The sequence below is a fragment of the Candidatus Aquicultor sp. genome (assembly GCF_054640775.1).
The window spans coordinates 1-3,395 of sequence record NZ_JBTSLF010000243.1 but is presented as its reverse complement, the minus strand read 5'-3'; the positions used below and the strand labels follow the sequence as shown (position 1 = coordinate 3,395).

The 3,395-nt window shown below is 36.3% G+C and carries 4 protein-coding genes; 1 reads left to right on the top strand and 3 read right to left on the bottom strand.

Features of this window, described 5'->3' with window-relative positions; all coding sequences use genetic code 11:
* A partial coding sequence (locus tag ACYC56_RS13530) for a L,D-transpeptidase (protein ID WP_461374701.1) occupies window positions 1-443 on the bottom strand: 443 nt, incomplete at its 3' end.
* A 189-nt stretch (window positions 444-632) separates the two neighbouring features.
* A complete protein-coding gene (locus ACYC56_RS13525; protein ID WP_461374700.1) occupies window positions 633-1,280 on the bottom strand; it encodes an RNA-directed DNA polymerase in 648 nt (215 codons plus the stop codon).
* Window positions 1,281-1,823: 543 nt separating this feature from the next.
* Here ACYC56_RS13525 and ACYC56_RS13520 point away from each other — a divergent pair.
* Entirely contained in the window at window positions 1,824-2,381 is a 558-nt protein-coding gene (locus ACYC56_RS13520; protein WP_461374699.1) for a hypothetical protein, read from the top strand.
* A 503-nt stretch (window positions 2,382-2,884) separates the two neighbouring features.
* Here the strand turns inward: ACYC56_RS13520 and ACYC56_RS13515 are convergent.
* Window positions 2,885-3,274 carry a four helix bundle protein gene (locus tag ACYC56_RS13515; RefSeq protein ID WP_461374698.1) on the bottom strand — a complete coding sequence of 130 codons (390 nt, stop codon included), beginning with the start codon at window positions 3,272-3,274 and terminating at the stop codon, window positions 2,885-2,887.
* Window positions 3,275-3,395 lie beyond the last annotated feature (121 nt).

The window sequence follows — 3,395 nt, the reverse complement described above, 5'->3', positions numbered from 1 at the left end:
GTTACCCGTGTGCCATCCTGATAATAAGGAATTCCATGTATAAAAAAATCTTCATATAATTGTACCGCGTGTTCCATCCATACGGGAAATATAGACGACATAAATTTTTCTCGTTTTACGCCAATTTCAAAAAAACCTGTCGGGGTCTGAAACCATTTACCATAAGGCGCTTGGTATGCTATAGGAAATGTTTTTTTCAACACACCTTCCTGAAAAAATAAAATAACATTGTGTGTTAAATCAATCTGAAACAATCGCGCGCGATTAACAAGTGGCAATTCGTTACACCAACGCTGATCGCTTGAACTAGCTAAAAGTGTTTGTGTATTACATACAAAAGGAGTTGTAATTGTTTGCGGAATCTCAGGGGCTTGAAAAGTGATCGGGGCAACAGAAGTTATGGTAACAGTACGCTCGCCTCGCGCATACACAAAAAAAGCCAATACTCCCACGGTAAGAATTACAACACTTATGAAAAGAATAGAATAATGAATATGGAGCCGTTTCATTTACGACATCATAGCAGAGAAGTAAGGAAGGAAAAAGGAGGATGAATAGTAATTAGCAACTAGTAATCAGTAATTACAACCATTTCTTCGTTACTTGTTACTAGTTATTAGTCACTTATAATTCTACTTCGTAGAATTGTATATTGTCAAAACTTCTGCGGGAGAAAGGGCTTTGTTGTAAATGCGAACATCGTCGATGAGGCCATTAAAATAATATACCGAATAATCATTCCCAATTCTAAAACTAGTAGAATTTGAAATATTCCCCTGTTTGTAACTCCACGCAAGCTCTTTGAATTTTTGCTTTCTCCTTTTCACGGTTGATTTTCGCAAGGTAAGATAATGTGGAAATACCCGATACCCCAAAAAATCAATACCTCGTTCTATGAGGAATATATCCGATTTTTTTGGATGTAATTCCAACTTAAGGATCGTGTGTAAAAACTCTTCAATGAGTTTTTTATCCACATGCAATCGTTTTTTATCGTTACTCAAAATCACAAAATCATCCATATACCGAATATACTGTTTTTCGTGAAGTGTTCTTTTTACATAGTGATCCAATTCATTCAAATAAATGTTTGCAAACAACTGTGAAGTAAGATTTCCTATTGGGATACCACTAGAAACACTACGTACAATTAGTTCACATAAACGCAACACGCGTGGATCAAGTATTTGCTTACGCAATAAACATAATAAAACCACATGATCAACAGAATTAAAATATTTGCGAATATCACATTTTAAACAGTAAATTTGGGACGGCACAACCTCTCTCTCTCTCTCTCTCGTATCCGCGTATGTGATTGTATGTACGATTGTAATCTGCGAACCGCTCTATGAGTTCCCTTAGAAACCCGACACGCATATGAATTATACATGAATGTCTTTTCAAATAGTGGTTCTATTACGGAGCATAACGCGTGATGTAAAACCCTATCCCGAAACGGCGCCGCTTGAATAGTTCGTTTCTTTGAATCGGTTACTATGAACTCCCTGTATCCTCCGTGTATGTATGTTCCATGTAACAAATCAGTACGCAACGCACATAAATTTTTTTCCAAATTCTCACTAAACTTTAAAACTGTATATCTATAACGTTTGGCTCTGCGCGCCAAAATATACGCATTATATAAATTTTGAAATGAAATTACTTGTTCAAATAAATCCATAGTGAAGTATGTCTATAACAAAGATAATAAAGAAATATCTAGTACACATACTCTATCACAATACCCGCCATGGCGGGTATTGTGATAGAGTATAAATAGCTGTATATTACTTATATAAATAATTAAATATATATTACCCATGAAAGGAAATAGACCTCATTCTGAGATTGTACAAAAAATCTTATCCTTTTTACTAATATCGGGTGCTTTGGTAATAGCTCCTCCAATGACTCCAAGGGTAGCAACCATGTTATGGAAGGCGGTATTTAAGAAATTGAAGCCAAGTAAGAGTGGTCCACTTCCCATATATCGTCTAGTGAAATCAAATTATATTGAGATCATAAAAACAAAAACTGAAACCCGCATAGAACTGACCGAGAAAGGAAAACAAATAGCGCAAAGTTTTTTGTATAATAGTAATCACAAAAAGGCAATGCGGTGGGACAAATTATGGAGAGTAGTTATGTACGACATACCCTCAAAACATAAGCAAGAGCGAGATGATTTTCGAAAAAAAGTGAAAGAACTTGGTATGTATCAATTACAAAAGAGTGTGTGGATATATCCCTATGATTGTAAAGAAGAAATACAATTTCTATGTGACATATTAAGTATTTCTTATAAGAAACACATATTGTATTTTGAGACAAAAGAGGTGCCAGGCATGAATGAATTGCGTAAGATATTTGGAATCTAATGTATAATTTTAATGAGATTCATCTCTATCACAATACCCGCCATGGCGGGTATTGTGATAGAGTACAAAAAGTAGTGTTTAGCGATATATATTATTATATATATTATATGGTGTAGGCAATTTATGTAAATAATAACCTTCTCTTTGGACTCCGCTCCGCTCTGTCCAGAGTTTTTAACCCTCTAGCTCCGCATGAGAGATTGTATATACAACACAATCATACGGAGAAACGGGTTTGTATTTTCCCTTTTTTCTACACAAAAGTATGTATAGAATACTCAAGAAGGAACAAAATCAGTAGCCCTATGAGTACTGCCATTTGTCCATAAACAAGTGGATCGGACTCAGATTTTATTTGTATGGAATACCGCGCACAACGAAACCCTACATTGTTGTTCGTATTGCCAGTGCCCCAATTCAAGTTCAACGCGAACGCTCCTGCATTAGACCCGTTGTTCCAATTCGCTCCGCGAATGAAGACAAAAGACAACTATTGTGCGATTTTATCCCCTCTCTCTTGCTGAAGATAAACTCTCCACAACAGAGATAGAAGAAAATGGCTTGCAATATCCGTAACACAGCCGTGTACATTCCTGCAATCGTTCCGATATACGCAAATACGAAGAAGTGTTGATAAATTTCATAGTATGCGCAAGGCGTATATATACCTGCGCCACGTCCAAACGCAAACAGAGCGCATCTGCGTCTTGAGATACGCGTACAGTTTTTTTATTTACCAACATGAGAAGTTTTACAAAAGACAACAACTCGTCTTCAATTTTTTGCCCGAGTACAAATCGCTCATTTTTTGGAAATTTCGCAACGTAAGGATGCACAAAAGAGATAAAATCACATACTTTTTGAAATAGCACCAAATTTTCAATCTGTGGCATTTGAGTAAATAGATTAGAAGATTGCTTATACAATATATTGTGTATAAAACACCTCACTGTTACACCCTAGGGCTACCGCGCACAACGAAACCCTACAGCGCTGCTCGCATTGCCAGTGCCC